The sequence below is a fragment of the Mesorhizobium sp. BR1-1-15 genome (assembly GCF_020165475.1).
Taxonomy (GTDB): Bacteria; Pseudomonadota; Alphaproteobacteria; order Rhizobiales; family Rhizobiaceae; genus Mesorhizobium.
Window position 1 is genome coordinate 23,907 of record NZ_JAIUIF010000015.1, and the last position, 26,693, is coordinate 50,599.

At 64.0% G+C, this 26,693-nt stretch carries 28 protein-coding genes; 15 read left to right on the forward strand and 13 right to left on the reverse strand.

Annotated features, from left to right (window positions below):
- Positions 1–198 precede the first annotated feature (198 nt).
- Both LB541_RS22285 and LB541_RS22290 read left to right on the forward strand, forming a co-directional pair.
- Complete coding sequence (locus tag LB541_RS22285) at positions 199–1,140, forward strand: phosphoribosylaminoimidazolesuccinocarboxamide synthase (protein ID WP_224619613.1); 942 nt, start codon at positions 199–201, stop codon at positions 1,138–1,140.
- 128 nt (positions 1,141–1,268) lie between these two features.
- Positions 1,269–1,664 (forward strand): acyl-CoA thioesterase, encoded by a 396-nt coding sequence (locus LB541_RS22290; protein WP_224619614.1) that lies wholly within the window; start codon positions 1,269–1,271, stop codon positions 1,662–1,664.
- A 94-nt stretch (positions 1,665–1,758) separates the two neighbouring features.
- Here the strand turns inward: LB541_RS22290 and LB541_RS22295 are convergent, their stop codons facing one another.
- A complete protein-coding gene (locus LB541_RS22295) occupies positions 1,759–2,127 on the reverse strand; it encodes a winged helix-turn-helix transcriptional regulator (protein WP_181165214.1) in 369 nt (122 codons plus the stop codon).
- A 104-nt stretch (positions 2,128–2,231) separates the two neighbouring features.
- Between LB541_RS22295 and LB541_RS22300 the strand changes: the two genes are divergently transcribed.
- The gene (locus LB541_RS22300) at positions 2,232–2,837 is read left to right on the forward strand and encodes an NADPH-dependent FMN reductase (RefSeq protein ID WP_140495977.1); all 606 of its coding nucleotides are present in this window, start codon (positions 2,232–2,234) and stop codon (positions 2,835–2,837) included.
- A gap of 53 nt (positions 2,838–2,890) precedes the next feature.
- On the opposite strand, the gene LB541_RS22305 is transcribed toward LB541_RS22300, so the two are convergent.
- Positions 2,891–3,292 (reverse strand): winged helix-turn-helix transcriptional regulator, encoded by a 402-nt coding sequence (locus LB541_RS22305; protein ID WP_140560633.1) that lies wholly within the window; start codon positions 3,290–3,292, stop codon positions 2,891–2,893.
- A 97-nt stretch (positions 3,293–3,389) separates the two neighbouring features.
- Between LB541_RS22305 and LB541_RS22310 the strand changes: the two genes are divergently transcribed.
- Complete coding sequence (locus LB541_RS22310; RefSeq protein ID WP_224619615.1) at positions 3,390–4,367, forward strand: zinc-binding alcohol dehydrogenase family protein; 978 nt, start codon at positions 3,390–3,392, stop codon at positions 4,365–4,367.
- A 61-nt stretch (positions 4,368–4,428) separates the two neighbouring features.
- Here LB541_RS22310 and LB541_RS22315 read toward each other — a convergent pair whose 3' ends face one another.
- Positions 4,429–4,950, reverse strand: a complete 522-nt coding sequence (locus LB541_RS22315) for a hypothetical protein (protein ID WP_181169647.1) — start codon at positions 4,948–4,950, stop codon at positions 4,429–4,431.
- Positions 4,951–5,105: 155 nt separating this feature from the next.
- Positions 5,106–5,498, reverse strand: a complete 393-nt coding sequence (locus LB541_RS22320; protein ID WP_246674162.1) for a gamma-glutamylcyclotransferase family protein — start codon at positions 5,496–5,498, stop codon at positions 5,106–5,108.
- A gap of 295 nt (positions 5,499–5,793) precedes the next feature.
- Between LB541_RS22320 and LB541_RS22325 the strand changes: the two genes are divergently transcribed.
- The 4 genes from LB541_RS22325 to LB541_RS22340 all read left to right on the forward strand — a co-directional run bounded on the left by LB541_RS22325 (position 5,794) and on the right by LB541_RS22340 (position 11,612).
- Complete coding sequence (locus LB541_RS22325) at positions 5,794–6,672, forward strand: DMT family transporter (RefSeq protein ID WP_140516990.1); 879 nt, start codon at positions 5,794–5,796, stop codon at positions 6,670–6,672.
- Between the two features lie 407 nt (positions 6,673–7,079).
- Positions 7,080–8,504, forward strand: coding sequence for a family 16 glycosylhydrolase (locus tag LB541_RS22330; protein WP_318012629.1), 1,425 nt, complete (start codon positions 7,080–7,082; stop codon positions 8,502–8,504).
- Positions 8,505–8,549: 45 nt separating this feature from the next.
- Positions 8,550–10,292: a type I secretion system permease/ATPase gene (locus LB541_RS22335; protein ID WP_224619617.1), complete on the forward strand. Its 1,743-nt coding sequence runs from the start codon at positions 8,550–8,552 to the stop codon at positions 10,290–10,292.
- Between the two features lie 3 nt (positions 10,293–10,295).
- Complete coding sequence (locus tag LB541_RS22340) at positions 10,296–11,612, forward strand: HlyD family type I secretion periplasmic adaptor subunit (RefSeq protein WP_224671405.1); 1,317 nt, start codon at positions 10,296–10,298, stop codon at positions 11,610–11,612.
- Between the two features lie 64 nt (positions 11,613–11,676).
- Here LB541_RS22340 and LB541_RS22345 read toward each other — a convergent pair whose 3' ends face one another.
- Both LB541_RS22345 and LB541_RS22350 read right to left on the reverse strand, forming a co-directional pair.
- Positions 11,677–12,987, reverse strand: coding sequence for a hemolysin family protein (locus LB541_RS22345; protein WP_140495971.1), 1,311 nt, complete (start codon positions 12,985–12,987; stop codon positions 11,677–11,679).
- 81 nt (positions 12,988–13,068) lie between these two features.
- Positions 13,069–13,983: a LysR family transcriptional regulator gene (locus LB541_RS22350; protein ID WP_224619620.1), complete on the reverse strand. Its 915-nt coding sequence runs from the start codon at positions 13,981–13,983 to the stop codon at positions 13,069–13,071.
- Positions 13,984–14,107: 124 nt separating this feature from the next.
- Here LB541_RS22350 and LB541_RS22355 point away from each other — a divergent pair, with 124 nt between their 5' ends.
- On the forward strand, positions 14,108–15,130 hold the full coding sequence (locus LB541_RS22355; protein ID WP_140556036.1) for a zinc-dependent alcohol dehydrogenase family protein: 1,023 nt from the start codon (positions 14,108–14,110) through the stop codon (positions 15,128–15,130).
- A 9-nt stretch (positions 15,131–15,139) separates the two neighbouring features.
- On the opposite strand, the gene LB541_RS22360 is transcribed toward LB541_RS22355, so the two are convergent.
- From LB541_RS22360 to LB541_RS22375, 4 genes are all read right to left on the reverse strand, one after another.
- A complete protein-coding gene (locus tag LB541_RS22360; protein ID WP_224619622.1) occupies positions 15,140–15,847 on the reverse strand; it encodes an LssY C-terminal domain-containing protein in 708 nt (235 codons plus the stop codon).
- A 61-nt stretch (positions 15,848–15,908) separates the two neighbouring features.
- Complete coding sequence (locus LB541_RS22365) at positions 15,909–16,724, reverse strand: extensin family protein (RefSeq protein WP_224619624.1); 816 nt, start codon at positions 16,722–16,724, stop codon at positions 15,909–15,911.
- Between the two features lie 109 nt (positions 16,725–16,833).
- On the reverse strand, positions 16,834–17,889 hold the full coding sequence (locus LB541_RS28710; protein ID WP_140879266.1) for an extensin family protein: 1,056 nt from the start codon (positions 17,887–17,889) through the stop codon (positions 16,834–16,836).
- Positions 17,890–18,004: 115 nt separating this feature from the next.
- A complete protein-coding gene (locus LB541_RS22375; RefSeq protein WP_140524880.1) occupies positions 18,005–18,430 on the reverse strand; it encodes a DUF3775 domain-containing protein in 426 nt (141 codons plus the stop codon).
- 150 nt (positions 18,431–18,580) lie between these two features.
- Between LB541_RS22375 and LB541_RS22380 the strand changes: the two genes are divergently transcribed.
- Both LB541_RS22380 and greA read left to right on the forward strand, forming a co-directional pair.
- On the forward strand, positions 18,581–19,114 hold the full coding sequence (locus tag LB541_RS22380; protein ID WP_140495965.1) for a tetratricopeptide repeat protein: 534 nt from the start codon (positions 18,581–18,583) through the stop codon (positions 19,112–19,114).
- A 268-nt stretch (positions 19,115–19,382) separates the two neighbouring features.
- Positions 19,383–19,856 (forward strand): transcription elongation factor GreA, encoded by a 474-nt coding sequence (gene greA / locus LB541_RS22385; RefSeq protein WP_008877613.1) that lies wholly within the window; start codon positions 19,383–19,385, stop codon positions 19,854–19,856.
- 221 nt (positions 19,857–20,077) lie between these two features.
- Here greA and waaC read toward each other — a convergent pair whose 3' ends face one another.
- Genes waaC through rfaD form a run of 3 tightly spaced genes read right to left on the reverse strand, consistent with a single transcriptional unit; the run spans position 20,078 to position 22,994 of the window.
- The gene (waaC, locus tag LB541_RS22390) at positions 20,078–21,067 is read right to left on the reverse strand and encodes a lipopolysaccharide heptosyltransferase I (RefSeq protein ID WP_224619627.1); all 990 of its coding nucleotides are present in this window, start codon (positions 21,065–21,067) and stop codon (positions 20,078–20,080) included.
- Complete coding sequence (gene waaF / locus LB541_RS22395; protein WP_224619628.1) at positions 21,064–22,071, reverse strand: lipopolysaccharide heptosyltransferase II; 1,008 nt, start codon at positions 22,069–22,071, stop codon at positions 21,064–21,066. The genes waaC and waaF overlap by 4 nt, the downstream gene beginning before the upstream one ends.
- A complete protein-coding gene (rfaD, locus tag LB541_RS22400) occupies positions 22,044–22,994 on the reverse strand; it encodes an ADP-glyceromanno-heptose 6-epimerase (protein WP_140524877.1) in 951 nt (316 codons plus the stop codon). Before rfaD ends, waaF begins: the two co-directional genes overlap by 28 nt.
- Positions 22,995–23,210: 216 nt before the next feature.
- Here rfaD and LB541_RS22405 point away from each other — a divergent pair, with 216 nt between their 5' ends.
- From LB541_RS22405 to gmhB, 4 genes are all read left to right on the forward strand, one after another.
- A complete protein-coding gene (locus LB541_RS22405) occupies positions 23,211–23,843 on the forward strand; it encodes a LysE family translocator (RefSeq protein ID WP_224619630.1) in 633 nt (210 codons plus the stop codon).
- A gap of 122 nt (positions 23,844–23,965) precedes the next feature.
- Positions 23,966–25,459, forward strand: coding sequence for a D-glycero-beta-D-manno-heptose-7-phosphate kinase (rfaE1, locus tag LB541_RS22410; protein WP_140556030.1), 1,494 nt, complete (start codon positions 23,966–23,968; stop codon positions 25,457–25,459).
- 7 nt (positions 25,460–25,466) lie between these two features.
- Positions 25,467–26,039 carry an SIS domain-containing protein gene (locus tag LB541_RS22415; RefSeq protein WP_224619632.1) on the forward strand — a complete coding sequence of 191 codons (573 nt, stop codon included), beginning with the start codon at positions 25,467–25,469 and terminating at the stop codon, positions 26,037–26,039.
- Complete coding sequence (gmhB, locus tag LB541_RS22420) at positions 26,032–26,682, forward strand: D-glycero-beta-D-manno-heptose 1,7-bisphosphate 7-phosphatase (RefSeq protein WP_140631912.1); 651 nt, start codon at positions 26,032–26,034, stop codon at positions 26,680–26,682. Before LB541_RS22415 ends, gmhB begins: the two co-directional genes overlap by 8 nt.
- Positions 26,683–26,693: the final 11 nt, after the last annotated feature.

A 26,693-nucleotide genomic window follows, 5' to 3' on the forward strand; every position in this document is an offset into this window, starting at 1 on the left:
TGGCCGGCTCCGGAAATCTGGCCGCAGCCTAGACGGGGCGGGCTTGCCGCGTCGCTGGGCCTTCCGGCATGCGTTGTGAAAAAAGCGACCGCGATGCCGGATCCAGTTGCGGGGAACCCTTAACAATCCCGCTTGATACGCATGGGGTCGACAGCTTATGCGAGGACATCGGCCAATCTGCGCAAGGCAGGAGATCCCATGCGTGTCCTGTCGGATGCTTTCATTCCCGAACTGCCGGGTCACTACAAGGGCAAGGTCCGCGAGAATTACGACCTCCCGGACGGGAGGCGCATCATCATCGCCACAGACCGCCTCAGCGCCTTCGACACCATCCTGACCTCGATCCCGTTCAAGGGCGAGGTCCTGACGCAGACGGCGCGGTACTGGTTCGAGGAAACCGCCGATATCTGCCCGAACCATGTTCTCGAATATCCCGACCCGAATGTCGTCGTCGGCACCAGGCTCGACATCCTGCCGGTCGAGATCGTCGTGCGCGGCTATCTGGCGGGCACCACCAGCACCTCGATCCTGACCCGCTATCGTCGCGGCGAACGGGACATGTATGGCATGCGGCTGCCGGACGGCCTGCGCGACAATGAGAAGCTGGCCGAACCGATCATCACGCCGACCAGCAAGGCCGCGCATGGCGGCCATGACGAGCCGCTGTCCAGGACCGAGATCATCGAACAGGGCCTGCTCACCCAGGCGCAGTGGGACACCGTCTCGGATTACGCCTTGAACCTGTTCGCCCGCGGCCAGGCGCGTGCCGCCGAACGCGGCCTGATCCTCGCCGACACGAAATACGAATTCGGCATCGACCAAAACAGGACGATCATCCTGGCCGACGAAATCCACACGCCCGACAGCAGCCGGTACTGGATCGCCGGGAGTTACGAACAGGCCCTGGCGAACGGCACTCGGCCGGAAAGTTTCGACAAGGATTTCATCCGATCGTGGGTGACGGCGCGCTGCGATCCGTACAGGGAGCCTATTCCGGAAATCCCGGATGAGATCGTCGAACAGGCCTCCAAAGTCTATGCGCAGGCTTACGAGGCCATCACCGGCAGGACGTTCGTCCCCGACGTTTCCGGGCATACTGTTCTCGATCGCATTCGAGCGAACCTCGAGCGCTATTTCTAGAAGGCCGCGAGCCCTTGCGGGGGGACTCGAAATGAAGGTCCGAGCCGTGGATCGCGATCGTCTCGCGTTGACGCGTTGGCGCCTTGACGATACGGGATCAGGGCAGTCAATCTCTGGGGATAACTCGCATGGTGCACTACGCGGACGGGCGGCCGATCGGCGATCTGACGCTGCGCACGCTGGCCATGCCTTCGGACGCCAATGCCGCCGGCGACATTTTCGGCGGCTGGGTGATGGCGCAGATGGACCTGGCCTGCGGCATCCGCGCCGCCGAGCGCGCCAAGGGCCGCGTGGTGACGGCGGCGGTCAAGGAGATGTCCTTCGCCAAGCCGATGAAGATCGGCGATACGCTGTGCATCTACACCCATGTCGAGCGCGTCGGCCGCACCTCGATGACGCTCAAGGTCGAGGCCTGGGCGCAGCGCTATCTCTCCGACCTGATGGAAAAGGTCACGCACGCCGATTTCGTCATGGTGGCGCTGGACGGCGAGGGCAAGCCGAAGGCCGTTCCAGCCGAAAACTAAAGCCTGGGACCGCTGTGAAACTGTCTTTCAGCCCTGCAGCGGCGGTGCAGGCACGAAGACAATCAGTCAATGATTGCTGAACGACTGTAGAATTTCAGCCATGCAGGCCATCGAATTTCGCACGCGCGGCCCGCACGCGCGTGGTGTTCCTGCGCGCCCATTCGCCGAGCGCGCTGACGGGGACCAGCAGTTCATGGCCGAGTTCGGTCAGCTCGTAGTCGACGCGCGGCGGAATGGTCGGGAACACGGTGCGGGTGACGAAACCGTCGCGTTCCAGCCCTCGCAAGGTGGTGGTCAGCATCTTCTGCGAGATGCCGCCGACAGCCGCGCGCAGCTCATTGAAGCGCAGCGGTCCGTCGCCGAGCTTGCCGACGACGAGCACGGTCCACTTGTCGCCGACGCGCTGCAGGATTTCCGAAACGGCACGGCAGTCTTCGGTGTTGTGCGGGTTCCTCAGTAACAAAAAGGTGCCTCCTTGCGCATGAAGTTGACAGGAACTCATATAGCCCCGGTATCCAAACGATACCAGTCTTACCTGCCCAGGAATTGCTTACCAGGAGAGCCCCTATGTCCAAACCCAAGATCGCCATCATCGTCGGTTCGACACGCGCCGCGCGCTTCGCCGACGTGCCCACCCAATGGATCGCCAAGATCGCCAAATCGCATGCCGATATCGAGGTCGATGTCGTTGACCTGCGCGATTTCCCGATGCCCTTCTTCGACGAGGTCGCATCCTCCGCCTGGGTGCCATCGACCAACGAGGTGGCGCAGCGCTGGCAGAAGAAGGTCGCCGAATATGACGGCTTCATCTTCACCGCCGCCGAGTACAATCACGGCCCGACGGCCGTGCTGAAGAACGCCATCGACTACGCCGCCAATGAATGGAACAAGAAGCCGGCCGGCTTCGTCGGCTATGGCAGCGTCGGCGGTGCCCGCGCTGTCGAGCAGCTGCGCCTCCACGCGGTCGAATTGCAGATGGCGCCGGTCAAGTCGGCCGTCCATATCGCCTGGGGCGATTTCCTCGCGGTGCGCCAGGGCGAGAAGAAGCTCGAGGAGATCGAGCACCTGAACCAGGCCGCGACCGCGCTCGTCAACGACGTCGCCTGGTGGGCCAAGGCGCTCAAGACCGCGCGCCAGGCCGACGCCATAGACGAGGAAATCAAGGCGGCCTGACCGCCTCGAAATCATCCTCCCAAGGATGTGGGGCGGCGCTTGCGCCGCCCTTTTCAATTGCGGAAGGCTGCTTGCTCGTCCCGCCCTGGCCGTGGCCGGATGACGCAGTCAGCAAGGCGATGCTTTTCGTTCAGTTCGTCGGCGTGGTGCTGGCCCCATTGGCACAGCGCCAGCAGGATGGGCTCGAGGCTGAGGCCGAGCGGCGTGGCGGAATATTCGACGCGCGACGGCACTTCGGCGAAGATTTCGCGGCTGACGAGACCGTGCTCCTCCATTTCGCGGAGCTGCTGGATCAGCACTTTCTGGGTGATGCCCGGCATCAGCGCCTTGAGTGCGGTCAGCCGCCTTGGGCCGTCGAAGAGATGGTAGAGGATGACCGCCTTCCAGCGCCCTGCGATCACTTTCAGGGCACGCTCCGCCGGCAGCAACGGCAGTCTCTTGGTTATTCCGGCCATGGTCACCACCTGGTCAGCAGGGGACAAATAAGTGTGTAGTCGAGGTCTCGCAGATAGTGGCAAACCGCGGCCGATGCCATAGCGATCGGAGTTTGCCATGAAAGCCGCACAATTCAGCCGTTTCGGCGGCCCCCAGGTGCTGGAGATTGTCGACTTGCCGACGCCGGAGCCGCAGGCCGGCGAGGTGCTGATCCGCGTTCATGCCGCCGGCATCAACTTTTTCGAGGTGCTGATGCGCGCGGATGGCTATGCGGTGACGCCGCAATTGCCGATGGTTCCCGGCGTCGAGGCGGCGGGCGTCGTCGAGGCCGTCGGGCAAGGGGTGGACGGTGCGCTGATCGGGACCCGGATCGCCGCGCCCTTGTTTGCCTCGACACGCCCCTTTGGCGGCTATGCCGAGTATGTGACGATCGACGCAGGCTTGGGCCTTCCCCTACCGGCTCCGCTTTCGTCCGAGGAGGCGACGGCGTTGATGGTGCAGGGGCTGACCGCCTTTCATCTGTTGCGGCAAAGTCCGCCGGCGAACAGGACGGTTTTGGTTCCCGCCGCCGCGGGCGGGGTCGGTTCGCTGCTCGTCCAGTTGGCGAAGCGCCAAGGCGCGCGCCGGGTCATTGGGCTCGCCGGCGGCAAGGCCAAGCTCGACGTCGCCATGTCGCACGGTGCCGACATCGCCATCGATCGTCATTCCGGAGACTGGGTGGCCGAAACCAGAGACGCCGCGCAGGGTGGTCTCGATACGATCTATGACACCGTCGGCGGAGCGATGACCGGGGACTTCCTCGATATCCTGGCGCCCGGTGGCGAGCTCGTGTTTGCAGCACTTGGCCGCTATGCGCTTGGCGTTGCCCGGCTTGAGGCGATGATCGGCAGGAATCAGTCGTTGAAGGGCTTCGCGCTGCTCCCGCTGCTGTCCCCTGGAGTGCTGAGAGCGAGCCTTTCGGAGCTTTTCGATCTGGCTGCCAGCGGCGACATTGTCGTCACGACTGGCGGGCGCTTTCCGCTCGACCAAGCCGGCGAGGCGCATCGCCTGCTCGAAGAGCACCGCTCGATCGGCAAGGTCGTGCTGATGCCTTAGTGTCGGGCTGCCGGGCAATCCGCTGGGGATAGAAATAGCCTTCGGCCCAAAATCGTGCGTGTCAAACGCCGGCGACGGCGAAAAGCCAGGCCAGGATATCGAACAACAAAAGAACCAGCGCGATCTGCAATGCTACCCGAAGCCGCTGGATGATGCGCCAGTTGCTGGCCATGTCGGCCTTGATGCGAAGGGCAAGCGCGCGCTGCATGGCCGATATCTTCAGCGGCCTGTCGCCATCGACATAGTGATGGAGCAGCTCTTCCGGATCGAAGCGGAACGTGTATTTGTGATAGGGCCAAAGCAGGAAGACGATCAGTCCGCCAATGCCGAACAGCAGGGCCACTGCGATCCAATCCCAGAGCCCGAGCCCGTCGGAAAGCGCCCTTGCGCCAAGCAACGAGTTTACAAACGCGGTGGCGAAGATGAGGCTGCCCGCGCGCGTGTTCATGTTCTCGACGAGATTCTGCTGATGATTGAGGCCTCGCACTGCCTCCTGATAGATAAATGCCAGGCGAGGATCGTCGTCGGCAGGATCGCTTGCGACTGCCGTGTTGCTGCCTCCGGCGCCGGTACGTTCAGTCATGAGAATGCTCTATGCCGCATCGGTGATGCGTCACCTTAGCTCAAAATCCCTTGGCGCTAAAACGTGCCGGAGCATCAGTGGCGAGGTGAAACCACTTGGCGTCGCAGAAAAGCCGAACCAGGCGGGAAACGCCATGCACGTTTCCTGGAGTTGTTCTAGCCACCCCATGAAAGCGCGAAGCGCCGATCATTGTAGTCTTTGAGATATCGGGAGTGGATCGGCGCGGCGAGATGCCGGGATTTCATGTAGACATACGCCGAGACAGGCGGCCCGCCATCGACAGGCTCTGCTTCGATCAGCACGCGCAAATTTCCGGGCTTGCCAACGGATTCGATCCTGTCGAGGTTTGCCAAGGCGCGATCGTCCACGGCGTAGAGTTCGCCGCCGACCTGGAAGCCGACGCCTGGTTCATTGAACATCATCGGAGCGAAGCGAGGTCCAGCGATCAGCATCGGGAAGCGCTCTCGCGTCCTGTAGGCGCCCAGAAATGCGGCTTCGGACAAACCCTCGCCGTGAAGGGGAAAGCCTTTCTTCAAGGTACCAAACACGAAGAGTTTCCGCATCATGCGCGGGGAACGCCGGCCAAGCTTGGGAGTTCATCTGTTTTCATCGGCGTTCGGGGCAGCGGAAGTGAGCAAGACAGCGGATTCAGCATCGTATCCGGGCTGAGGCGTGGAGCTGTGAAGGTTGCTTTCGCGCGATGCCGGACCGATACGGGTTGGCCCTCCATATGGGCGGAGCTGCCATCTGGCTCGGCCGTTCTGCCCTGATATATCCGGCCGCGATCCATCACATGAGCAAAGCCCCGTGAAGTCATCCAGCCTGGCAGGCGTCGTTTCCCCGATGATCCCGGTGCTGGTGTGCGCGCTCGGCATCTTCCTTCTGTCGGGGATGGATGCGGCGATGAAGGTTCTGGTCATTGCCGTGGGCGTCTACAACACGGTGCTATGGCGCAGCATGCTGGCAACCGTGGTCGCGGGCGCCGGCTGGTCGGCAGGGTCGCGTTCATTTCCCGCCCTTTCCGTGTTGAGGCTGCATGCGCTGCGTGCCGTTGTTGTCGGCATTGTCTTGCTGTCGTTCTTCTGGGGGCTTGCCAGGCTGCCGCTGGCGGAGGCGATCGGCCTCAGTTTCGTGGCGCCGCTGTTTGCGCTCCTGCTGGCCGCACTGTTGCTGGGCGAACGGATACAGCGACAGGCGATCTGGGCATCGCTGGCCGGCATTGCCGGCGTCGCAATCATAATAGCCGGACAGTTCGGGCATGCGACCTATGCCGAGGATGCCCTGCTCGGCACGGCCGCCGTGCTGGTATCGACGGTGTTCTACGCCTACAATCTGATCCTCGCGCGGCAACAGGCGCTGCTGGCCAAGCCGATCGAAATCATGCTGTTCCAGAACCTTTGCGTTGCCGTCATCCTCGGTCTCGCGGCACCCTGGCTTGCCATTGCGCTGCCAAGCGAGCTCTGGCTTCCTCTCGCCGGGGTGACGGCGCTTTCGCTCGCCGGCCAATTCCTGATGAGCTGGGCCTACGCGCGCGCCGAAGCGCAATATCTGATCCCGACCGAATACTCCGCCTTCATCTGGGCGATTGCGCTTGGGTGGTTCTTCTTCGACGAGGCGGTGACCTGGACCACGCTGGCGGGAGCGGGCCTCATCGTGGCCAGTTGCCTGATCGCCTCGCGCTCGAACCCGAAGCTTTCCGAACCGATCGAAGCCGCGGTTTGACGGTGTTCCCCTGCGACAAATAGCAGGCACTGCGCCGCCGGCCCGAGGCCTGTTCCCTCGCTCGATGCGCCAGCCCTCGAATTCGCCCATCGCTCCAGAGCGGCAATGTTACGGCCCGCCAGAAAGCCGGAATCGCTTTTTTGTGACCTACGCCAGGCGTGGCAGCAAGTATATCGCCGTTTTCTCGGTATAAGCGAAAATTTTATTAAAAGTTTTACTGACTTCATTACGATTTATAGACCATTTCTTGGCCTCTAGTGCTTTCGTTTCGAAAAATGTCACCCAACAGTCGATGTAATGCTGAACTGTGTGGCAAGCTCCTGGACCGACATCGTGCATGGCAACGTTGCTCCGTAAGCGGTTGCCGTTTCGAATGACCTGAACAGGCGCGAGGAAAGGATTTCCTGATGAGCACCGTCGTGAACGCCAAAGGCATCCCTCTCCCCTACACGGGCACGTCCACCCATTGGTTCTCGGCGACCGGATCCGGGCCGGAATTGCACGGCACCTCCGGCAACGACTCCTTCTGGGGGGACGCCAGCGTCAACGTCACCATCTATGGCGGCGCGGGCGACGACTACTATCACCTCTATTCCACCAACAACAAGGTGGTGGAGGATCCCGGGGCTGGCATCGACACGATCGACACATGGATGAGCTACAAGCTCCCCGACAATTTCGAGAATCTCGTCGTCACCGGCAACAATCGCTATGCGTTCGGAAATGCGTTGGACAACATCATCAAGGGTGGCTCGGGCCATCAGACGCTGGATGGCGGTCAGGGCAACGACGTGCTGATCGGCGGCAGCGGCGCCGACACTTTCATCATCACCAGGGGCAATGGAAGCGACCTCATCACCGATTTCGGCGCGGACGACACGGTCCGCCTCAATGGCTACGACTTCATGTCTTTCGACGACGTCAAGGCACATATGACCCAGGCAGGATCGAACCTTCTGCTGAACCTCGGATCCGACGAGGTGCTGGTCTTCAACAACACGACGGTGGACAAGCTGGCGCCCAGCCAGTTCGAACTGCCGATCGACAAGTCCGGAATGACGCTGTCCTTTTCCGACGACTTCAACACGCTCAGCCTTTGGAACGGCCATGATGGCACCTGGAATTCCAACTTCTGGTGGGGAGCGCCGAACGGAAGCACGTTGAGCAGCAATGGGGAGCTGCAATGGTACATCGACGCCAATTACGGCCCGACCAGCTCAGTCCACCCGTTCAGCGTGGAAAACGGGGTGCTCACCATCACCGCGGCGCAAGCGCCGGCAGACATCAAGCCACTGATCAACAATTACGATTACACTTCGGGCATCCTGACGACCCACGAAAGCTTCTCGCAAACCTACGGCTATTTCGAAATGCGGGCGGACCTGCCCGAAACGGCCGGAGCCTGGCCGGCCTTCTGGCTGCTGCCGGAAGACGGCTCGTGGCCGCCGGAGCTGGACGTCCTGGAAGCGCGCGGGCAGGATCCGAACACGCTCATCATGACGGCGCACACGAACGAGACGGGACAGCACACCAAGGTCTCTTCCTCGGTGAATGTTTCGGACACCGACGGCTTCCATACCTATGGCCTGCTGTGGACGCCGGATACGCTCGTCTGGACCTATGACGGCGTAAAGGTCGCCGAAGCCGCGACGCCGTCCGACATGCACACGCCCATGTACATGCTGGCCGATCTCGCCGTCGGCGGCTTTGCCGGCGCGCCTCCCGACCATCTCGCCACGCCGGCGGAGATGAAGATCGACTATATCCGCGCCTATACGCTGGATGACCTGCAGCACCACCCCCTGGACGTCGCGGGCGACCACTCGGTCTGAGCGCCGATGTCTCGGGACATGAGCCGCCAAGGGAGCGCGGGAACGATGGGACAGTCAGGTCTGCGGGCGGTCTTGTGGCGCGCCATCGCCGATGTCGGCGTTTTCTCGTTGCTGATCAACATCCTGCTGCTGGTGATCCCGCTCTATCTGTTGCAGGTGTATGATCGGGTCCTGCCTTCCTCCAATGTCGAGACGCTTGTCTACCTGTCGGTCATCGCGGTTCTCGCGCTGGTCTTTCTGGGCTTTCTGGACACGGTGCGCTCCATATACACACAGCGCGTCGCGGCCAGCATCGACAGCAAGCTCGGGGAGGAGACGTTCGCCGCCACGCTTGGCGCCGACCACGCCTCCGCAGGCCTGTCGCCATTGCGTGATCTCGCCTCGGTATGCGCCTTCATCAGGTCGCGCGGCGTGGCCGTCCTGTTCGACCTGCCGTTTGCTCCGTTCTTCCTCGGCCTGCTCTACCTGATCCATCCCGTCCTGTTCTGGCTCACTCTGGCTGGCGTGGCGATGCTGCTTGCACTGGTCCTGGCAACCCAGCTTGCCATCGGCAGGAACGACGCCTTGTTTTCACAGCGTTCGGCGGTCGCCAGCCAGTCGGAGCAGGCCTTTGCCCGCAACGCGGAGACGCTGCGCGCCATGGGCATGGTCCAGAACGCCGCGCGGGCGTGGGGCAAGCACGTCGCCGAAGCGCTGATCGTTCACGACCGCGCATCGACGGCCAATGCGATCTTCAGCGGAACGTCCCGGGCCGTGCGGATGATGCTCCAGCTGGCGATACTGGGCGTGGGCGCATGGCTTGTCCTGCAAGGCAAGATGACGGCTGGGATGATATTCGCGTCTTCCCTGGTATCGTCGCGCGCGCTGCAGCCGCTCGACCAACTGATCGGCTCGTGGCGGCAGATCGTCGACGCCAGGCGATCGTGGAAACGGCTGGAGGCAACCCTTTCGGCACGTCCGTCCGCGGTGCAAAAACTGGCCTTGCCTGATCCGTCAGGCGCGATTTCGGCGCAGGATCTGATCTACGTCGCGCCGAATACGCCCGGCGGTCCGCCCATCGTCAAGAGGCTGAATTTCCACATCGGGGCCGGCGAGGCGGTGGCGATCGTCGGCCCGAGCGGAGCCGGCAAATCGACGCTCGCCAGATTGCTTGTCGGTGCGCTCCAACCGGTCAGCGGCTCGGTCAGGATCGACGGCGCGGACCTCAGGACCTGGGACGAAAAGCAGCTTGGAAGGCATATCGGCTATCTCGCGCAGGAGGTGGAACTGTTCCCGGGATCGATCGCGGAGAACGTCGGCCGCTTCGACCCCGACGCGGATGACGCCTCGATCGTCGAGGCGGCAAAGCGTGCCGAGGCACATGAACTGATTTTGACGCAGCGCGACGGCTACCAGACGATGATCGGTCCGTCTGACCGGGCGCTGTCGGGCGGCGAGCGCCAAAGGATCGGGCTGGCGCGCGCCCTGCACGGCAACCCCAGAATTCTCGTCCTGGACGAGCCCAACGCTCATCTCGACGGCGCCGGCGAGGCGGCGCTCGAAGCGGTGCTCTCGGCTGCGCGCGCGGCGGGGATTACCTTGATCGTGATCACGCACCGCCCTTCGATCGCAGCGGCCTGCGACCGCGTGATGCTGCTGCGCGACGGCGCGATCGAAGCCTTCGGCCCGAGCAGCGATTTGCTGCGGCAGCCGCTCGTCGGCAATTCTTCCCGGCAGAATACGGTGGTGACGGGGTCGTTCGCCACGACGATCCGCAGCGCCCCGCAAAAAACCCGCTTTGGATCGTAGATGATGGCAGTGCACAGCCTCGCCGGGGAACGCAATCCACGCACCGACACAGGGCGCGTGGCATTCGCCGGTTATGCGGCGATAGCGATATTTGCAGGTTGCTTCGGTTATTGGGCGGCCTATGCCCCCTTGTCCGGCGCGGTGATCACGCAAGGAACGATCTCGGCGATGGGAGGCAACATCCTCATCCAGCACCCCGAGGGCGGCATCGTCCAAGAGTTGCTGGTCCACGAAGGCGATCGCGTGCAGCAGGCGCAGGATCTGATCGTGCTGGATCCAACCGCCGCGGAGGCCGAATTGAACCGGCTGACGAGGCAGTCGATCGCGCTCAGGGCAAGTGCGGCGCGGCTGGAGGCGGAGCGGGACGGGCTGGACAGGCTGGCGCCGATCACAACAGCGGCGCCGGCGCCGCTTCAGCACGATTTCGAAATGCTGGTTCGCGAACAGCAGAAGGAATTCGACGCCAGGCTCGCCCGGTTCCGGTCGGAACGATCGATCCTCCAGCAGCGGGTCGTCATGCATCGGCAGTCCGTCGTGGGATTGGACGCCCAGAAACAAGCCATCCAGCAGCAGGTCGAGGTGGTGAAGAAGGAGCTCGGCATCAAGACCAGCCTCTTGGACAAGGGCCTGACCAACCGCACCGAATACTCCCAGCTTCTGCGCAGCGAAGCCGACCTCGTCGGCCAGGCGGGGGCACTGGAGGCCAATCTTGCATCGGCCAGCACCCAGATCGTCGAGGCGCAGGAGCAGACCGAGCGCTTGACCACGCAACGGGTGGAGGAGGCGCTGACGAAGCTGGACGAGGTTCGCTCCAACCTGGCCGATGTCGAGGAACAGATCAGGGCGGCCGCGGCGGTGCTGCGGCGCACGACAATCAAGGCGCCGGCAGCGGGCATCGTGGTGTCATCGACCTACAATTCCAAGGGCAGCGTGATTGCTCCGGGCGAAAAGATCATGGAAATCCTGCCGACGACATCGGGATTGGTCGTCGACGCGAAGCTGCGGCCGAAGGACATCGATCAGGTGCGCGTCGGCCAGCCGGCGAAACTACGATTGTCCGCCTTGAACACGCGGCTCACGCCCGAGGTTCCAGCCACCGTGACACAGATTTCCGCGGATCGGCTGATCGACGAGGCTACGCGTGAACCCTATTTCCGGGCGAAGCTGAAGATCGACGCCCTGCCATCCCGCGTGAGGCCCGAACAGCTCTATCCCGGGACGCCGGTCGAGACGTTCATCAACACTGGCGACCGGACTTTCCTGGAATATCTCGCACGGCCGATGCTCGATTCGTTCGCCCGCGCCTTCACGGAGCAGTAGGCGCGGACCGGTAGATCGATCGGCCGACGCCCATAGCTCTTGGCCCGAGGCAACGTTGGAACAGTCAGCGCACCACTTCGCGGTGGCCGCTGGGCAGGCGCGTGGCGATCAGCTTGTCGATGCGGCGGCCGTCGAGATCGACCACCTCGAAGCGCCAGCCTTGCGCGTCGACGCATTCGCCGGTCGCCGGCAGATGGTGCATGTGTGACAGCACATAGCCGGCGACGGTCTCGTAGTCGCGGTTTTCCGGCAGGTCGATGCCCAGCACCTCGGCCATCTCGTCGGCCTGCATATAGCCGGCAAGCAGCCATGAGCCGTCGTCGCGCTTGACGGCATTCTCCTCCTCGCCGGCTTCGAGGTCGGAACGGAAGACACCGGTGATGGCCTCCAGGATGTCGGCGGGGGTGACGATGCCTTCGAAATGGCCGTATTCGTCGTGCACCAGCGCCATCGGCACGTCGGATTCCTTCAGCGTCTGCAGCACGTCGAGCGCGTCGGCCTGATCGTGCACGATGGGCGCGGTGCGCACGTGCCGACGCGGGTCGAGCGCGCGGCCGCCCAGCAATGCCGCCAGCACATCACGTGTCTGGACGACACCGATCATGGCGTCGACGCCGCCGTCGCCGGCGGGCAAGCGCGAATGCTGCGTATCCATCAGGAGCTTGCGGGTGGTCGCATCGTCGGACTGGAGGTTGATCCAGTCGACCTCGGTGCGCGGCGTCATGACGGCGCGCACGGCGCGGTCGCCAAGCCGCATGACGCCGGCGATCATGCGGCGCTCGTCGGACTCGATGGTGCCGTGATGCTCGGCCTCGGCGACCAGCATCTTGATCTCCTCGTCGGTAACCTTCTCCTCGCTCTCGCCGCGCTGGCCGAGCAGCCAAAGCACGGCGCGGCCCGAAATATCGAGCAGGAAGACCAGCGGCGCCGAGACGGTGGCGAGGACGGTCATGGCCGGGGCGGCGCGCACGGCGACCCGCTCGGGATCGCGCAGCGCGATCTGCTTGGGCACGAGCTCACCGATGATCAGCGAGGCATAGGTGATGATGGCCACGACGATGCCGACGCCGAGCGGATCGGCGATGTTTTCGCGGATGCCGTTCGAGGCCAGGAACTGCGCCAGCCTTTCGCCGAGAGTGGCGCCGGAAAAGGCGCCGGACAGCACCCCGACCAGGGTGATGCCGATCTGCACCGAGGACAGGAACTTGCCGGGGTTGGAGCCAAGCGCAAGCGCCCGGCCGGCGCCTTTGACCTCGCGATCGATCATTGCCTTGAGGCGGGCCGGCCGCGACGAGACGATGGCAAGCTCGGACATTGCCAGAAGGCCGTTCACGCAGATGAGGACGACCACGGTGGCGATTTCAACATATAGCATCAGGGGTCAATAGCATTGCCGTGCTGGATTGGAAAATAGTCAGCAGCCGTTTTCAGGAAGATGACAGCGCATGCGGCCCCGTCAGGCGGCATCCCAGGGCGGCGCCGAAAAATGCTCGACCAGCGCATCGACTACGACGCGGACCTTCGGCGTCACTGCTCGCGTCACCGGCCAAACGGCGTGGACGGCAATGTTTTCGACGAGGCGGTCCGACAGCACCATTTCGAGCGCACCGCTCCTGAGGCTGTCCGCCGCCAACCATGTCGGCAGGAAGGTGATGCCGCAGCCGGCAAGGGCGGCGTCGAGCATCGGCTCGCCATTGTCGAGGACCAGCCTTGCCCGCGGTGTGAACTTTCCGATTTGGCCGTCGACGTGCCTTATGGTCCAGGGATGGGCGACGCCGTTACGGGTGTAGCCGATCAGCTTATGAGCGGCGAGCTCCTCGATCGTTCGCGGCCTGCCGTGCTCCTCGAGGTAGGCGGGGGCGGCCAATACGCACGAGCGTTGGACATAGAGCCGCCGCGCCGCGAGCGACAGGCTGTCGTCGAGCTCGCCCATGCGAACTGCCAGGTCGATGCCTTCTTCGATGAGATCGACGCGACGGTCGTTGAAGGAGATCTCCATCGCCAGATCGGGGAAGCGCTTGGAAATGTCGAACAAAACTGGGGCAACGCAGCGCTGGCCGAAGGCCGACGGCAAATCGACCCGAAGCCGGCCCGAGGGCACCTGCCGGTGCGAGGCAAGCAGCGACTGGGCGGCTTCGATTTCGGACAGCGCCCTGACGCAGGCTTCGTAATAGCTGAGGCCTTCGCTTGTCGGGCTCAGGCTGCGGGTGGTGCGATTGAGCAGACGCACCCCAAGCCGATGCTCCAGCTGTGCGATCGATTTGCCGACCGCCGATTTCGTCACGCGCAGCCGTTCTCCCGCACTGGTGAAGCTGCCGGCTTCGATCGTTTGAACGAAGGCGACAATGCCCTGCAGATCGGCGGATTCCATGGCTGTGCCCCTATTGTAGAATAATGATCTTCAATTCGTTTCCAATTATGCCGCATAGAAGCACTTTTTTCCATAGTGGAATGACGTAAAGATCTCGCCAGCAACTCAATCCGGAGCAGACGAGATGAACAGAGACATCAACAGATCCTGGCAAATGACCGGTTTTGGCCTGTCCAAGCTGCAACCGGCGCAGGGAAAGGTACCCGCCCCCAGGCCTCATGAGCTGCTGGTGCGGATCAAGGCCATATCGCTGAATTACAAGGATCGAATGATCCTGGACGGGGTGCTGATCCCGGACCTCGTCTTTCCCTTCGTGCCGACATCGGATGCGGTGGGCGAGGTCGTGGCGGTCGGCGGCGGCGTCAGCCGCTTCCAGGCCGGGCAACGCGTGCTGGGCCAAGTGATCGCCGACTGGCCTGACGGCGATGCGCCGCCGGTGCTTCACCAGCACACGCTGGGATTGTCACTGCCCGGCACCTTGTCCGATTACGTGCTGCTTCACGAGGATGCCGTCGTGCTGGCGCCGCCTTCGCTCAGCGACGCCGAGGCCTCGACGCTGCCGATCGCGGCGCTGACGGCGTGGTTTGCCTTGGCGGAGGCGACGAAGCCGGTGCCCGGCCAGACCATTCTTATCCAGGGTACCGGCGGCGTGTCGCTGTTTGCACTGCAATTCGCGGCCGCTTTCGGCCTGCGCGCCATCGTCACCTCGAGCAGCGACGACAAGCTCGAACGGGCCAGGAAACTCGGCGCCTGGCAAGTGATCAACTACCGCACCCAGCCGGCATGGGACGAAGCCGCGCGTGACCTGACGGGTGGAACCGGCGTCAACCATATCCTGGAGATGGTCGGCGGCGACAATGCGCGGCGATCGCTCGATGCCCTGGCCGCCGACGGCCGCCTGTCGGTCATCGGCCTGCTGGGCTCGATGGAACTCAGCTTTCCGATCGTGCCGTTCCTGCGCAATCGCATCGTCGTGCAAGGGATATCGATCGGTCATCGCCGCGCCTTCGAGCGGATGAACCAGGCGATCGAGGTGCTCGGTATCCGGCCGGTGGTCGACAAGGTCTTCGGCTTCGAGGAGGTGGAGCAGGCCTTCCAGCATCTGGAGAAGGGACCGTTCGGCAAGGTCGTGGTCGCCACGAGCTGACTTCAGGCATCACGGCAGTTGCTTCAGCACGCCGAGCACGGCCTTGCCGTCGGTGAAATAGGGGTCGCCGCCGCCATTGCGCCCGTGCGTGGTGGCGCCGATGCCTTCCAGTTCGCTGGTTGAGATCAGCATTCCGGCGGCGGTCAAATCCTGGATAAGAAAGTCGCGTTCGGCATCGATGTCGGGGCCGATATGATGGGTGATGGCGCCGGTGTCGTGGCTCAGGCCCACGCCACGGTCGAAACTGGCCGAGCCCAGCCGTAGCGGACGGCCGTCGTCGCCGGTGGCATCAGTCTGCCAGAAGCGCACATGGTGACGGCGGTCGGCGCTGCCGCCGACCGGCTTCTCGAAGGCAAGATCCTGGGCGCGACCTTCGAACAGCAGCCGGCTCACCGGCGCGTCCGGATAGGGGCGCGAAAACAAGACGCTTTCGCCGATGTCGATCGCTGTCCTCAATGTGATGGCGTCGGCCGTGTCCCAGCCAGCGACGGCGAAGGCATGGACAACCTCCTTTTGCGTGCCGATCAGGCCGACATTGATCGGGTCGCCCGGAATGCCTTGCGGGGTGTGCGTCACCATCTCGAAGCTTTGGCTGCGAAAGCCGCGATCGCGAAACGTCCAGAATTCCGGCGCGGCGACATAGGCCAGCACCAGATAGGTCGCCAGGAGCAACACCAGCCAGGTCGCAGCGCGTCGTCGGAAGCTTCGTTGGCTCATCGATGCCGCTCGAGTTCTACGACGTCACTGTACGCGGCGAAGCCGCCGCCAGGCAAAGGGATCAGCGGCAGGCGCGATAGCCGCTCTTGCGGTTCTTGATGTCGAAGTGGAAATGGTTGCGGTGGTCGTAGTTGTAGCCGGGGCCGAGCACGGTGGTGAAATACTGGCAGCCGTCGGCGCGCACATTGTTGAGGAAGCCGCGGGTGCGGAAGGCGAACAGGCCGGGCTTGCGCACGTCGATGTCGTTGCCATTGTTGAGTTCGATGCTCATCACGTCGAGCGCGTTGCCCTTGCCGTGTTCCGACAGCACGCCTTCGCCGGCGATGTTGCGGCAGGAATAGCTGGAACCCTGGTGGATGGTCCTGACGCCGGAGAAGTAGCGCCAGCGGGCGGAAGGAACGAGCTCGTTCTTCGTCCACGCGGCGAAGCTGGCGGCCATGTCGCAGGTCAGCGTCGCGGCGGGCTTCATCTCGACGCTGCCGATGGCCGAAACCTTCACCGGATAGTCGATGCCGCACTGGCCTTCATGGATCGGCGCCAGGTCGGTGAAGGTGACGCCGAGGCGCCTCAGCTGCTGACGGCAGTCGGTCTCGCTGGCCGGCATCTGCTCGACCGGCGACATCGGCTCGTCCATGCGTGGATAGGCGGCCTGCGTCATGTAGGGATTGGAAGGAACCAGCCGCTGCATGCCTGAATATTGCGGCACGGCCGCGGTCTGCGCGCCGACATCGACGGCTGGCTCCAGTGCCAGCACGTTGCCGGTGTTGCAGGCCGACACCGCGGCCAGCGCAAGCAGGGCGGCCAGCCCGCCGGCCGCGGCGCGCGCGCGTTTCGATTGCCGCGCAAGCGCCAGCGCGGCACGAAATATCCCGTCCATCGGCAGTCCCTTTCCCGATAGGCGGGATTTTAACGATCAACGGTAAAGGAAAAATCAGCGCCGGCGTTCATGCCTGCGGCCGAATTGCGGCATCGCTTCTGAGCCGGCCCTACTGGCAGAAAGTACCGCCGTGGCGGCGCGGCTCGAGGTCGAGGTGCAAATGCAGCGAATGATCGGCATCGCTGCCCGGGCCCAGCACGGTCTTGAACGGCCCGCAGGCGGCCTTGCGCACCGCGTCGAGGAATTTGGCGTCCTTGTCCGGTGGCGCCGGGCCGACCTCGATCGTCCTGCCGTCCGCAAGTGTGAAGCTGGCAATATCGAGCGCATTGCCGAAGGCATGTTCGGACAGTTTGCGCGTGCCGTTGCGTGGCCGGCACACAAAGGCCGATGCCTGGCCGATCGATTTCAGGTCGGTGCCGAATTCGGCTTTCGCCGCCGGCTGGATGACGTTGCCGGCAAAGCGTGCCGCCGCCTCGGCCATTGCGCAATTGAGCTCGGCGCCCGGGGCAATGGCGATCGACTTGCCAAGGCTCTTCAGCACCAGGGGATAGGGGATCGAACAGCCGATATCGCGATCGCTTTCAGCCTTGTGCTCCTCGAATTCGACACCGAGACCCCTCAGCCGCTCGCGGCAGGCGACTTCCTCGGCAGGCATTTTCGCGTCTGGCAGGTCAGCCGAACGCGGATCGGGAAGCATCTCCTTTTTGTCCGCGTCCGCCGGCTTTGGCGGCGGTGGCGGGGCGAGGGCCGGCGGCTCAACCTCCGGTTCCGCAGTCTCAGGCCTTTGTGTCGGCGTCGGCGCCACGGCTGGCGGCTCCGGTTCGCCTTTCGCATCGGCTGGCGGCTCGGGCCGGGCTTGTTGCTTCCGAGGGGATCCTTCCTCCTGAAACCGGTCGGATGTTGCGGCTGGATTTTGCGTGTTCGGTTCTGGCGCGTCAGCGGGGCGCGGTTCAGGCACGGGGACATCCGCACGTACCGGCTTCGGATTTTGCGTCCTCTGCCGTGCCGGCTTCGGCTTGCGATGCCTTTCGCCGCGCGGTTTCAGCTGCCGGTCAACCCGCGGCGTCAGCGGCTGTTCCACCCGTGGTGAAAGCGGCTCGTGATGCCTGTGACGATGCCTGGCATCGGCCGGCGTCACCAGCAGTGCTGTCACGACCATGACCAATGCAATCCTGTATTTTCGGGAAAAGCTCAGTGTTGCCATCGCCTCGAAACGGTGCCGGGATGCTCGAAGTTGCCTGGAAGGCGCTTAGGCCCGATCACAATCGATTACCGGCGCGTTACGCACCGATCGCTTCCAGCCCTTCCTCCAGCCAATCGGCGAGCAACGGCAAGCCGAGCAGGTATTTGGCCGTGTGCTTGTTGGCGCGCTCGCGCGCGGCGGCGACGGCGTCGGCCCATTCCGAGGCATCGTAGTCGCCACGGCCGACCCAAGCGAGTGCGACGAGCTCGGCCGCCTCGTCGACATTGAGGTCGTTGATCAGCTCGCGCAGTTCCTCTTCGGTCAGGTTTTCCGAGCTTTCCTCGGCGAGTCCGTCATGATGATGATTGTCACGGGTGTTTCCATCGAACTCGATTTCGTGTTCGGCGCCGTCGGCATAGTCTTCATTGATCGCGGCGCTCAACGCCTTGCATTTGAGGATGAACAGCCGCACGGTGTCGGGCCCGATCGTCAAATCCCAGTTCTTTTCAAGCCGTCGCTGCACTGGCGGTCTCCGCTGGCTCAGCTTTCATCGCCGCCGATGATAGCGGATTTCGAGCATCCGTCACCTCATGTTAGCCCCTTGCTTTTTTCCGGGATGAAACCGCCGACACGCTGCGTTAGTGTTGCATTCTCACCCCTCCAGGAGGCTCCGATGCATAAAAGAGTGCTGATCCAGGCGGCGAGCGCGCTTCTCGCTCTGCAGTTCCTTGCCGTTCCGGTGTTTGCCGCAGGCAGCGGTGACGACACCAGTACGACCACCAAATGCAAGAAAGGCATGGTCTGGGACAAGAAGAAGAACAAGTGCGTCGCACCCCAGGAAGGCATGCTGGACGACGACAGCATCTATGATGCCGGGCATGACCTGGCGATGGCCGGCCGCTATGACGAGGCGATCGCCGTGCTCAGCCTCGCCGCCAACAAGCAGGACCCGCGCATCCTCAACTATCTCGGCTATTCGCACCGCCATTCCGGCCGCGTCGCCGTTGGCCTCGGCTATTACGAGGAAGCGCTGCGCATCGATCCCAACTACACGCTGGTGCGCGAATATCTCGGCGAAGCCCATCTCCAGATCGGCGACCTGGCCGGCGCCCAGCAACAGCTGATGGAGATCGAAAAGCGAACCGGCAAGGGTTCACGCGAATACGGCATGCTGGCCGAACAGATCGACCATTTCATGAGGAGCTGACCCCCCTCGATGCCTTTTCGAACCGGCCGCGAGCAATCACGGCCGGTTTTTTGTTGCCATGCCGGCTCCTGCGACGGCGCGGGCGAAAACGGTGATGATTTCTTCAGAAACCGATTTTTGGGCGTGAAAAGCCCGCAAAGATTGCTATATTCAGGGAAATTGCGGTGAACGGTTCCGTTAGCCCGAGGCTGCCGGACCGTTTTCTTTTTGCACCATCGATAAGGCTTTCCCCGAAATGCGGGGGTGGCGGCAGGAAAGGTCAGGTATCATGAACAAGGTCCCGATGACAGGCGAGGGGTTCGCGTCATTGAAGGAAGAACTGCGCTGGCGCCAGCAGGAGGAGCGGCCGCGCATCATCGAGGCGATCTCCGAAGCGCGCTCGCACGGCGACCTATCCGAAAATGCCGAATACCATGCCGCCAAAGAGGCGCAGAGCCTCAATGAGGGCCGTGTCAACGAGCTCGAGGATCTCATCGCCCGGGCCGAAGTCATCGATGTCACCAAGCTCAGCGGCGACAAGGTCAAGTTCGGCGCCACCGTGGTGCTGGTCGACGAGGACACCGAGGAGAAGAAGACCTACCAGATCGTCGGCGATCAGGAGGCGGACGTGAAGTCCGGCCGCATCTCGATCTCCTCGCCGATCGCGCGGGCGCTCATCGGCAAGGAAGTCGGCGACGCCATCGAGGTCAACGCGCCGGGTGGTGCAAGGGGATACGAGATCGTCCAGGTGCAGTTTATCTAAGGGGTTCGAGGGGCGCTGATCTGCGCGTTTTTAGCCAAGGTTGGCGCCGCCCCTCATCCGCCTGCCGGCACCTTCTCCCCGTATAGTGACGGGGAGAAGACGGCTGAACGCGAAGTCGGCGTCTATTCTGCAAACGCTTAAAATTGGCGCAGTCATCGGTGAAGGTGTCCTTCTCCCCGGCAGGGCGATGAGGGGCAGCGCCAGCTTTCCCATTGAATAGATCAGTTCTTGCCAGCGCCGGCCTGACCATGCGTCTGGTGCTCCAGCAGCCTCTCAGCCTCAGCCACCACCCTCGCGGGCGACACTCGCTCACCGGGCGCGGCCTGCAGCGTCGATGCATAGGGGCCGCGCGGGCCGGTCAAACCCGGCTCCGTGGCCAAAAACACCGCGACCGTCGGCAGGCCGAAGGCGCTGGCGAGATGCGTGAGCCCCGTGTCGGCGCCGATTACCAGCCTCGAGCTGCCCAGGATCGCCGCGATGTCGGCCAATGGTGATTTTGGCACGATGCTCGTCGATGGAACTGCCCGGGCGATCGCTTCGGCCACCGCCTGTTCGCGCTCGTCCGACCAGGTCGTGACCGGCGTCATGCCGCGCTCAACCAGCAGGCGGCCGGTTTCGATCCAGTCTTCAACAGGCCACTTCTTGTCCTCGCGGCTGGTGCCGTGCAGCAGGAAGGCCGTGTTGCCGGCTATGCCGGTCTGATTGCCGGGCGGCGGCACAATGCCCGAATCCAGCATCGAAAGATCGGGCCGGTAGCCCAATGCCAGCCCGAAAAGCCGCCGCGTCCGCTCGATGGCGTGGAGGTTGCGGGGGACGGCGTGGCCGACGTCGTAAAGCAGCGTTGCCGAAGGCTCGCGCGCGCTTGAGCGGTCGAAGCCGGCGATCGGCGCCTTCGCCTGCCTGGCCACCAGCGCCGATTTCAACAGGCCTTGCGCATCGATGACCAGATCATAGCGGCACGCACGCAAGGCGCGTCGCAAGGCGGTCGCCTCGCGCCAGGTGGCCTTGTCGAAGAGATGTTTTCGCCAACGCCGGATGGCGACCATGTGAATGGTTCCGACTGCGGGGTGCAGCGCGACGATGCCGGCGAAAGCCTCCTCGACGCACCAGGCGAAGGCAATATCGGGCCGTGCGCGGCGCGCATCCTGGAGCGCCGGAAAAGTGTGGATGACATCGCCCATCGACGAGGTCTTGACGATCAGCACCTTCATGCGGAGGCCGGGATGTCCAGCAGGCGGTCCGCCGCCGCCATGACCCGTGCGACCTCGAGCGTCTTCAGGCAATTGAGGTGGCCGAGCGGACAGATCTTGCGGTGGCAAGGCGAGCAGGAGAGGCCGAGCCAGACCAGTTCGCGCCGTTCGGCCAGCGGCGGCGTATTCTGTGGCGAGGTCGAACCATAGACGGCGACAACCGGCGTGCCGACCGCCGCCGCAACATGCATCAGCCCGCTGTCGTTGGAGACCGCCAGCCCGGCGGCCGCGATCAGGTCGATGGCGTCCTCCAGCCGCGTCTGGCCGGCCAGGTCGACCACGCCAGGAGCGAGGGCTGCGATCTCCGCGGTCACGTCGCGGTCGTTCTTCGACCCGAACAGCGCGACCTTGAACCTTCTGGCCATGAACTCCCGGGCAAGGCCGGCATAGCGTTCGCTCGGCCAGCGCTTGGCCGGGCCGAACTCGGCACCTGGCATCAACGCCACGAATTTCTGCGACTCCAGGCCGAAACGGTCGAGCAGCGTAGCCTGGTTATTGGCGTCCACCGTCAGATGAGGCGCCCGGAAACCGCCACCCTGTGCAAGGCCGAAATAGGCCTGCGCCGTGCGCCGTTTTACGGCCTCCGGCAGCGGAACGATATCGGTCAACAGGCCGTAGCGCATTTCCCTGAGATGGCCGAAACGGCGTGGAATGCGGGCAAAGAACGGGATCAGCGCCGACTTCCAACTGCCGGGCAGGATATAGGCCCTGTCGTAACGGCCGCGCAGCAGACGGCCGAAGCGGCGCCGATGTGCGAATTCGAGCGCGCCGGGTTTCAGCGGGAAATCGATCTGCTGGCGGACCTCAGGCATGCGCTTGACCAAAGGGGCCGCCCAGGCCGGCGCCAGCACGTCGATGGCTGCATTTGGATGAAGCTCCTTCAGCGCCGAGAACAGGCACTGCGCCATCACCATATCGCCCACCCAGCGTGGGCCGATCACGAGGATCGCTGGGCTTTCAGCCATTCGACATAGTCTCTGACGCCGGTTTCGACGCTGCGGAATTGCCCGTTGTAACCGGCGGCGCGCAGACGCGACATATCAGCTTGCGTGAAGCTCTGGTAGCTGCCCTTGAGGTGGTCGGGAAAGGGGATGTACTCGATCTCGCCCTTGCCCAGCGCGTCGATGACGGTTTCGGCAATGGCGCGGAAGGGTTGCGCCCGGCCGGTGCCGCAGTTGAAGATGCCGCTCGCGCCGCGCTTCCACAGCCACAGATTGACATCGGCGACATCGCCGACATGGATGAAGTCGCGGCTTTGCTCGCCCGGACCAAAGCCGTCATGGGCGCCGAACAGCTTTGGATTCTCGCCACGCCCGACCTGGTTGAACAGATGAAAGGCGACCGAGGCCATGGCGTCCTTGTGCGCCTCGCGCGGCCCATAGACGTTGAAGTAGCGCAGGCCCGCGACCTGCGAATGATCGGTATCGAAGACATTGCGCCTGACATAGTCATCGAACAGCTTTTTTGAATAGGCGTAGACGTTGAGCGGCCGCTCAAGCTCCGCGTCCTCGCGGAACTCGGAGCCGCCGCCATAGACCGATGCCGAGGAGGCGTAGAGGAAGGGCACGCGCAGCGCCAGGCAGGCATGCAGCAGCCGCTTCGAATAGGCGTAGTTCACCTCCATCATGAACTTGCCGTTCCATTCGGTGGTGGTCGAGCAGGCGCCCTGATGGAAGACGGCCTCGATGCGGCCGAGCCCGCCGTCCTCGAGGCGGGCCAGGAAATCGTCCTTGTCGAGATAGTCGGCGATCCGCAAGTCAGCAAGGTTGGCGATCTTGTGGCCATCGCTTAGGTCGTCGACGACCAAAATGTCGTCGTGGCCCTCCGAATTGAGCGCGGCGACGATGTTGGAGCCGATCATGCCGGCGCCGCCCGTGACGATGATCATGAACGCCTCTGGTTGCTTGCGATTCCGGTCCTTATAAGGGAGGCTTGCGAAGCTGTCGACAAAGCAGCGTTGCCGGGCGGCACTGGGATCCGCAAGAACAATCGAGGGGTGGACCCGTCCGCGATTGCCCTGCGCGGGGCAGCGCGCCACAGTGGCGCCGCAAAGCTGCCGCTTCAGTCGGCTCGCGCCGCCGGGCGCGATCATGAGGGACCAGGAATGCCGTCGACAGAGCTGCTCGTCGCGTTTTTCGCCACCACGGCGATCTTCGCCTATATTCCAGGCCCGGCCATGCTCTATGCCGCCGCGCAGACGATGGCGCGCGGCCGCTGGTCCGGCCTGACTGCGGCGCTCGGCATTCATCTGGGCGGCTATGTTCACGTCTTTGCCGCTGCCGCCGGCCTGTCCGTGCTTTTCCACGCCGTGCCGCCGCTCTACATGGCGGTCAAGCTCGTCGGCGCGCTCTACCTGATCTGGCTCGGTGTGGCGCTGTTCCGCAAGCGCGCGGAAGGCGACATGGCACTGCCGGCGATCGAGCGGAAATCGGCTTGCCGCGCCTTTTTCGAGAGCATCGCCGTCGAGGTGCTCAATCCGAAGACCGCGATCTTCTTCATGGCCTTCCTGCCCCAGTTCATCGATGCCTCTGCCGCATTCCCGGTCTGGCTGCAATTCGTCGTGCTGGGCACGACAGTCAACCTGATGTTCTCCTCGGCCGATATCGTCTGCGTGTTCCTGGCTGGTGCCCTGATCGGCAGGCTGCGCCGCTCCAGCAGCGCGCAGCGCATGATGCAGCGAGCCGGCGGCGCGGTGCTGGTCGGGCTTGGCGTCCATGTCGCCTTGCAGAAGAGTTGACGAGGCCAGCCGGCGTTGCGCTGGCTCGAATTGCGGTATATCGGCATCGCCATGAACGACCGATCCCGGCCAATTTGTCCTCCATGCATCTTCAAAACCGGTTTTTGCGCGTTGCCAGTGACATGACCAAGCACGACCCACTTTCCCCCGAGCCCTTGCACCGCGCCATCGCGCACTTCGGCCAGGCCACCGTGCTGGTGGTCGGCGATCTCATCCTTGACCGGTTCGTCAACGGCATCATCGAGCGGATTTCGCCTGAAGCGCCGATCCCGGTGCTCCATGGGCGCGGCGAGAGCTTGGCGATGGGCGGCGCCGGCAATGTCGTGGCCAACATCATCTCGCTCGGCGCCGCCGCCATTCCGGTCTCGGTGATCGGCTCTGATACGGCAGGCGACAGCCTGGTGCGCATGCTCGGCGAGCTTGGCGCCGACACGACAGGCCTGGCGCGGGAGCGCGGCCGCATGACGTCGTCCAAGAGCCGCTTCAGCGCGCTCAACCAGCAGGTGCTGCGCTTCGACGAGGAAGAGATCAAGCCGCTCGGCGCGGCGGAGCGCGCGGCGCTGGTCCGGCATTTCCGCGCCGCGCTGGCGCACGCCGACATCGTCATCCTGTCGGATTACGGCAAGGGCATCCTGCTCGACGGCGTCGCCGGCGAATTGATCGCGATCTGCCGCGAGGCGGGAAAGCCGGTGCTGGTCGATCCGAAGGGCCGGGATTATGCACGCTATGCCGGCGCGACCGCCATCACGCCCAACCGCAAGGAACTCGGCGAAGCGGTCGAACGGCCGGTGTTCAGCGATGACGAGATCGTGGCCGCGGCGCGCGAGCTGCTTGCGGCGCATGGCTTCGACTTCGTCGTCGCCACGCGCAGCGAAAAGGGCATGAGCGTCGTCGGTCCGACGGAGGCGCGCCACATCGCCACGCAGGCGCGCGAAGTGTTCGATGTGTCGGGCGCCGGCGATACGGTGATCGCGACCTTCGCGCTGGCGCTTGCCGCCGGCGCCGATCCGGCCGCGGCCGCCTCGATCGCCAATGCAGCCGGCGGCGTTGTGGTGGGCAAGCGAGGCACGGCGCGGCTGACGGTCGAGGAACTCAACGGCGCGCTGTTTCGATCGCACGGTCCGAGCGTCCACAGGGATGCCATCCTCGACGCCAAATCGGCCGCACGGCTGGTGTCGGCGTGGAAGGAGGAGGGCCTCAGCGTCGGCTTCACCAATGGCTGTTTCGACATCCTGCATGCCGGCCATGTCAGCCTGCTGCACGCGGCGCGCAGCCAGTGCGACCGGCTGGTGCTCGGCCTCAACAGCGACGCTTCGGTGCGCCGGCTGAAGGGGCCGGAACGGCCTGTCAACGACCAGCATGACCGCGCCTGCGTGTTGGCGGCACTCGCGTCTGTCGACGCGGTGGTGGTCTTCGACGAGGACACGCCGCTGGCGCTGATCGAGGCGCTTCTGCCCGACATACTGGTCAAGGGCGCCGACTACACTGTCGACACCGTGGTCGGCGCGGACGTGGTGCAGAAAGCCGGCGGGCGCGTGGTCCTGGTCGATCTCGTCGCCGGCAAGAGCACGACCGGCACCATCGGCAGGTTGCGCTCGGCCGGTAATAAGAATTGAGGGTTTCATGTCCGAACTGAACGATTACCTGGTCCGCTCGGCGGCCGCGATCACGGCGCTGGTCGAGCGCGATCTCACAGGCGCGATGGAACGTGCGGCGAGCGCGATCGTCGCCGCCCTTTCGTCGGGCAAGGCGCTGCTGATCTGCGGCAATGGCGGTTCGGCCAGCGACGCCATTCACATCGCCGGCGAACTGGTCGGCCGCTTTCTCAAGGAGCGCAAGGGCTACAATGTCATCGCGCTGCCGGCCAATGCCGCGGTGCTGACCGCCTGGGGCAATGATTACGGCTTCGACACCGTTTTTTCGCGCCAAGTCGAGGCGCATGGCGCGGCCGGCAGCGTGCTTCTGGCGATCTCGACCAGCGGCAATTCGCCGAGCATCCTGGCGGCCGCCGAACAGGCGCGGACCATGGGCATGACGGTGATCAGCCTGACAGGCGACACAGGCGGCAAGCTCGCGCCGCTGACCGACATCCTGCTCAACGTGCCCTCGACCTCGACGCCGATCATCCAGCAGGGGCATCTGTGCCTCTACCATCACCTGTGCGAGGTGGTGGAAGCGCGCCTCAGCAATGGCTGACAAGGCGCCGCACCCGTTGGCCGAGCCGGGCCTGTGGGTGGAGCGGATCGGCGGCAGGGTTTTTCCCGCCGGCCAGCCGGCTCTGTTCCTCGATCGCGACGGCACCATCAATGTCGATACCGACTATCCCAGCGATCCGGCCGAGATCGAGCTCCGGCCGCAGATGTTGCCGGCGATCGCCGCCGCCAACAATGCCGGCATCCCGGTCGTGGTGGTGACCAACCAGTCCGGCATCGCGCGCGGCTATTTCGGCTGGAGTGCCTTCGCCGATGTGAACCGCCGCGTGCTCGAGCTGTTGCGCGATCAGGGCGTTGTCGTGGACATGGTGCTGGCCTGCGCCTACCACGAGGCTGGCGTGGGGCCGCTGGGCATATCGGATCACCCGATGCGCAAACCCAATCCCGGCATGCTCTTCGAGGCGGCGAGACGCCTCGATCTCGATCTCCGGCGGTCCGTGATCGTCGGCGACAAGCTGGCCGACATGGAGGCAGGCCTGAGCGCCGGCCTGCCGCAGGGCTGGCTCGTCGGCGGCGAGGCGCAGCTTCGCTCCGGCTTCGTCATCAGGCCCTTGCGGGACAGCAGCGACCTCGACGGTCTCATCGCCGCCATAGGGCGGCTCGATGGCCGGGATAAGCGGTCTTGATCCGGGCCTGA

Bases quoted from the DNA above. Each gene is read 5' to 3' on its own strand.
- LB541_RS22345 (WP_140495971.1), bottom strand. From the start codon at position 12,987: ATGCTATATGTTGAAATCGCCACCGTGGTCGTCCTCATCTGCGTGAAC.
- LB541_RS22355 (WP_140556036.1), top strand. From the start codon at position 14,108: ATGAACAGAGACATCAACAGATCCTGGCAAATGACCGGTTTTGGCCTG.
- LB541_RS22300 (WP_140495977.1), top strand. From the start codon at position 2,232: ATGTCCAAACCCAAGATCGCCATCATCGTCGGTTCGACACGCGCCGCG.
- rfaE1 (WP_140556030.1), top strand. From the start codon at position 23,966: ATGACCAAGCACGACCCACTTTCCCCCGAGCCCTTGCACCGCGCCATC.
- LB541_RS22350 (WP_224619620.1), bottom strand. From the start codon at position 13,983: ATGGAATCCGCCGATCTGCAGGGCATTGTCGCCTTCGTTCAAACGATC.
- LB541_RS22365 (WP_224619624.1), bottom strand. From the start codon at position 16,724: ATGGACGGGATATTTCGTGCCGCGCTGGCGCTTGCGCGGCAATCGAAA.
- LB541_RS22360 (WP_224619622.1), bottom strand. From the start codon at position 15,847: ATGAGCCAACGAAGCTTCCGACGACGCGCTGCGACCTGGCTGGTGTTG.
- LB541_RS22335 (WP_224619617.1), top strand. From the start codon at position 8,550: ATGGGACAGTCAGGTCTGCGGGCGGTCTTGTGGCGCGCCATCGCCGAT.
- LB541_RS22405 (WP_224619630.1), top strand. From the start codon at position 23,211: ATGCCGTCGACAGAGCTGCTCGTCGCGTTTTTCGCCACCACGGCGATC.
- LB541_RS22330 (WP_318012629.1), top strand. From the start codon at position 7,080: ATGAGCACCGTCGTGAACGCCAAAGGCATCCCTCTCCCCTACACGGGC.
- LB541_RS22290 (WP_224619614.1), top strand. From the start codon at position 1,269: ATGGTGCACTACGCGGACGGGCGGCCGATCGGCGATCTGACGCTGCGC.
- LB541_RS22340 (WP_224671405.1), top strand. From the start codon at position 10,296: ATGGCAGTGCACAGCCTCGCCGGGGAACGCAATCCACGCACCGACACA.
- LB541_RS22325 (WP_140516990.1), top strand. From the start codon at position 5,794: ATGATCCCGGTGCTGGTGTGCGCGCTCGGCATCTTCCTTCTGTCGGGG.
- LB541_RS22315 (WP_181169647.1), bottom strand. From the start codon at position 4,950: ATGACTGAACGTACCGGCGCCGGAGGCAGCAACACGGCAGTCGCAAGC.
- gmhB (WP_140631912.1), top strand. From the start codon at position 26,032: ATGGCTGACAAGGCGCCGCACCCGTTGGCCGAGCCGGGCCTGTGGGTG.
- LB541_RS22415 (WP_224619632.1), top strand. From the start codon at position 25,467: ATGTCCGAACTGAACGATTACCTGGTCCGCTCGGCGGCCGCGATCACG.
- LB541_RS22310 (WP_224619615.1), top strand. From the start codon at position 3,390: ATGAAAGCCGCACAATTCAGCCGTTTCGGCGGCCCCCAGGTGCTGGAG.
- rfaD (WP_140524877.1), bottom strand. From the start codon at position 22,994: ATGATCATCGTCACGGGCGGCGCCGGCATGATCGGCTCCAACATCGTC.
- waaC (WP_224619627.1), bottom strand. From the start codon at position 21,067: ATGAAGGTGCTGATCGTCAAGACCTCGTCGATGGGCGATGTCATCCAC.
- greA (WP_008877613.1), top strand. From the start codon at position 19,383: ATGAACAAGGTCCCGATGACAGGCGAGGGGTTCGCGTCATTGAAGGAA.
- LB541_RS22285 (WP_224619613.1), top strand. From the start codon at position 199: ATGCGTGTCCTGTCGGATGCTTTCATTCCCGAACTGCCGGGTCACTAC.
- waaF (WP_224619628.1), bottom strand. From the start codon at position 22,071: ATGGCTGAAAGCCCAGCGATCCTCGTGATCGGCCCACGCTGGGTGGGC.
- LB541_RS22380 (WP_140495965.1), top strand. From the start codon at position 18,581: ATGCATAAAAGAGTGCTGATCCAGGCGGCGAGCGCGCTTCTCGCTCTG.
- LB541_RS22305 (WP_140560633.1), bottom strand. From the start codon at position 3,292: ATGGCCGGAATAACCAAGAGACTGCCGTTGCTGCCGGCGGAGCGTGCC.